General features: G+C 72.3%; 5 protein-coding genes and 1 pseudogene. 1 reads left to right on the top strand and 5 read right to left on the bottom strand.

The genetic code is table 11. From position 1 onward, the window contains the following. The coding region (locus tag L1885_RS26210; RefSeq protein WP_235799646.1) for a hypothetical protein at window positions 1-540 on the top strand (540 nt) is incomplete at its 5' end. Here the strand turns inward: L1885_RS26210 and L1885_RS26205 are convergent. The 5 genes and pseudogenes from L1885_RS26205 to L1885_RS26185 all read right to left on the bottom strand — a co-directional run. Further along, window positions 519-854, bottom strand: a complete 336-nt coding sequence (locus tag L1885_RS26205) for a histone-like nucleoid-structuring protein Lsr2 (RefSeq protein WP_235799645.1) — start codon at window positions 852-854, stop codon at window positions 519-521. The genes L1885_RS26210 and L1885_RS26205 overlap by 22 nt on opposite strands. 131 nt (window positions 855-985) lie before the next feature. Next, window positions 986-1,570, bottom strand: a complete 585-nt coding sequence (locus tag L1885_RS26200) for an amino-acid N-acetyltransferase (RefSeq protein WP_235799644.1) — start codon at window positions 1,568-1,570, stop codon at window positions 986-988. A gap of 379 nt (window positions 1,571-1,949) precedes the next feature. After that, window positions 1,950-2,546 (bottom strand): BlaI/MecI/CopY family transcriptional regulator, encoded by a 597-nt coding sequence (locus L1885_RS26195; RefSeq protein ID WP_235799647.1) that lies wholly within the window; start codon window positions 2,544-2,546, stop codon window positions 1,950-1,952. Between the two features lie 161 nt (window positions 2,547-2,707). After that, window positions 2,708-2,893, bottom strand: a complete 186-nt coding sequence (locus tag L1885_RS26190; RefSeq protein WP_235799643.1) for a hypothetical protein — start codon at window positions 2,891-2,893, stop codon at window positions 2,708-2,710. A gap of 14 nt (window positions 2,894-2,907) precedes the next feature. Beyond that, window positions 2,908-3,126 (bottom strand): annotated as a pseudogene (locus tag L1885_RS26185) (hypothetical protein); the annotation flags it as partial.

Here is a 3,126-nt window from a genome sequence, read left to right as displayed (position 1 = left end):
GGGCCGGCCGCCGGGGACGGCGAGGGGCCCGACGCCTCGCGGCACGGGACGGGCCCGGTCGCGCTGAGCGCGGACCGGTCGCGGATGTGGCTGCTGCTTGCGCCCGGCAGCGCGGACGAAGTGCCGGGGCTGCTGGACTGGCTGGAGTGGGGCGGGATCGCGCTGGACCTGGACGCGCTCGGCGAGGGGCGCGGCATTCCGGCTCCCGTGCCACCCCGGTGGCCCCTGCTTGCCGCGCAGGGGGCCGCCGTGTGGCTGCGGCCCCCTGGGATGGTGCGCGGCGGGCACCTCGGGCCGGAACCCGGTCGTGGCCCCGTCAGCTCCGCGCCGTGGGCCCCGGCCGGTCCCCCAGCTCTGCGGCTGGCCGGCGGTGCGCCCGGTGCGGCGGACATCGGCACCGGGGGCAGCGGTGGGGATGCCCCCGATCTCGTACGGCTCGTGGACGCGGCGGCGGCCGAGTGCCACCGGGTCCGGCTCGCTCCCCAACTCGCGCGAGGAATTGCCGGTGGTGCGAATCGTCAGCCGTTGGCCTTCTCGTAGGCCTCACGGATGTCGGCCGGAACGCGGCCGCGGTCGTTCACGTTGTAGCCGTTGTCCTTGGCCCACTTGCGGATTTCCGCGGTGTCCTTGTTGCCGCCGGTGACGACGCGCCCCTTGCCGCGTCCCGCGCCGCCGCGGCCGCCGGTGCGGCGCCCGCTCTTGGTGTAAGGGTCGAGCAGCCCGCGGAGCTTGTCGGCATTGGCGGTCGTGAGGTCGATCTCGTACGTCTTCCCGTCGAGCGCGAACGTGACGGTCTCGTCCGCCTCGCCGCCGTCGAGGTCGTCGACAAGAAGGACCTGAACCTTCTGTGCCACCGGATTTCCTTTCATCGAAAATGCAGTACGCGGAAAGGAAACCCCTTTTCCGGGGAAAACACAAACCCCTGGGAGAGGTTCAGTGGCCGGACAAACGGGAAACGCACGCGATTCGGACATCTTCCCGCGCGTCACAGGTGCAGAAGCATGCGCCTGTTGCCCAGGGTGTTCGGCTTCACTCGTTCGAGACCGAGGAACTCCGCGACGCCCTCGTCATAGGAACGCAACAGCTCTCTGTACACATCTCCGTCGACAGGTGTCCCATCGATCTCCACGAACCCGTGCTTCGTGAAGAAGTCGACTTCGAAGGTCAGGCAGAATACGCGGCTCACTCCGAGCTCACGCGCCGCGTCCAGCAGCTTCGCGAGCAGCTTGTGGCCCACGCCCGCGCCCTTGGCGGAAGGGTCGACGGCGAGAGTGCGCACTTCCGCGAGGTCTTCCCACATGGGGTGCAGGGCGCCGCATCCGATCACCGCCGCGTCCGCGCCGCGTTCGGCGACCCAGAACTCCTGGATGTCCTCGTAAAGGGTCACCGGCGCTTTGTCGAGAAGGATCCCGGCGCCCGCGTATCGGCCCACGAGCCGGCGCAGCGCGGCGACGTCGCGCGTCCTCGCGCGCCGCACGACGACGTCCTGCTGCCCGGCGGAGCGGTCGGAGCCCTCGGGACCGCCGGAGCCGCCGGGACCGTCGGGGTGAAGCCGCTGCTCGGAAGACATGAGCGGGACGCTACCGCCCCGCCGCGCAGGCGCCACCGGCGCCCCGGGCACCGACCCGCGCACGCGGTGGGCGAGGGCCGGCTGACGGCGGCTCCCGGAGGCGGCGGTCCGGGGCGGGGAGGCCCGCCCCGAGCGGCGCCGCCGCATTTCCGTTCCGCCCCGCGATTTCTCGATCCGGCGCCCCGCACCGCCCGGCGCGGCCTTGCCGGGACGCGCCGCTCCGCCCCGCCGCGGGGGCGCCTTCGCAGAGTGCGGGGGCTTCCCCCGCGTACTCACTTCCCGGGAACGCGTCGTCCGGACGCGCCCGCCGACTTCCCGGCGAGTGCCGGCTTACCGGCCCGCCCCTTCCCGGCGAGTGCCGGCTTAGCGGCTCGGCCCTTCACGGCGCACGGCGACTTCGCGGCGAGTGCCGGCTTACCGGCTCTTCGCTCGGGACTTCCTCGCGCGGGACTTCCTCCCCGCGAACGCCGGCCGCTTCCCGCGGCACGGCCACTTCGGCCACGGGCCCTTCCGCGGCGGCCTGTTCGGCATTGCCGACGGGCCGTTCCGCGACCGGCGCCCCGGCTTCTTCACGTTCTCGGCGCTCTTCCGGTTCTGCCGACTCTTCCGGTTCTTGCGGCCGGGCAGGTTCCGGGCCCGCCTCGTCGGGCGGGTTGCCGCGGACGATACGCACCGCGTCTTCGAGGGCCTGGCGCTGCTCCGGCGACATCATCCCGAAGAAGGCGACCAGTGCGGCGGCCTGGTTGTCGCTCTTGGACCATGCCTCGTTCATCAGGGCCGCGGCGTAAGCGGCGCGCGTGGAGACGGCCCTATATCGATAGGCGCGGCCCTCGACTTCCCGGCGCACCCAGCCCTTCTGATGGAGATTGTCCATTACCGTCATGACGGTCGTGTAGGCGATGGAGCGTTCCTGCTGGAGGTCTTCGAGTACTTCCCGGACGGTCACCGGACGGTTCCATTGCCAGACGCGCGTCATCACGGCGTCTTCGAGGTCTCCCAATTGACGGGGCACGCTCACCAGCCTAGTCCGCAATGCCCGAAAGGCCGGTTATTTACGCAGCGAAAAGGGCGCACGGCCACAACGGCCGTGCGCCCTTCGGCGTCCGGATCGGGATCCGCCCGGCGGATCCCCGCGCGTCAGGCGCCGGGCGACTTCGCGGCGGACGCCTGGGCCGCGGCCTCGGCGCGCGCGATGGCGGCGTCGACGGCGGCGTCCTCCTTGCCCTTGTTGGGCCCGCCCTGGGTCTTGATGATCAGCCTCACGAGGAACACGAAGAAGGCCGCCATCACCACGGGCGGGACAAGCGCGGAGAGATAGTTCATAGCGACCACATTAGCTACCCCGCGACGCGCTCCCGCGGCGGGGGCGGGGTGCCGGGCGAGGGCTTCCTGCGGGGCGGGAAGACCTCGGAGGGCTTGGGCACGGGCCGCTCCCGGGGCTTCGCCGGGGCGGGCTCGGCCGGGCGCGGACGCGGCTCGCCCTCCTTGCCGGCGGCGGCCACGAGGGTCAGCAGCCGGGTGCGCTGCGCCGGGGGCGCGACGGGAACCCGGACGCT

The organism is Streptomyces fuscigenes, assembly GCF_021556455.1.
Lineage (GTDB): Bacteria > Actinomycetota > Actinomycetes > Streptomycetales > Streptomycetaceae > Streptomyces > Streptomyces fuscigenes.
This window is presented reverse-complemented; position numbering and strand designations above follow the sequence as displayed.

Coding starts and splice junctions, on each gene's coding strand:
- L1885_RS26190 (WP_235799643.1), bottom strand. CDS start 2,893: ATGAACTATCTCTCCGCGCTTGTCCCGCCCGTGGTGATGGCGGCCTTC.
- L1885_RS26195 (WP_235799647.1), bottom strand. CDS start 2,546: ATGACGCGCGTCTGGCAATGGAACCGTCCGGTGACCGTCCGGGAAGTA.
- L1885_RS26200 (WP_235799644.1), bottom strand. CDS start 1,570: ATGTCTTCCGAGCAGCGGCTTCACCCCGACGGTCCCGGCGGCTCCGGC.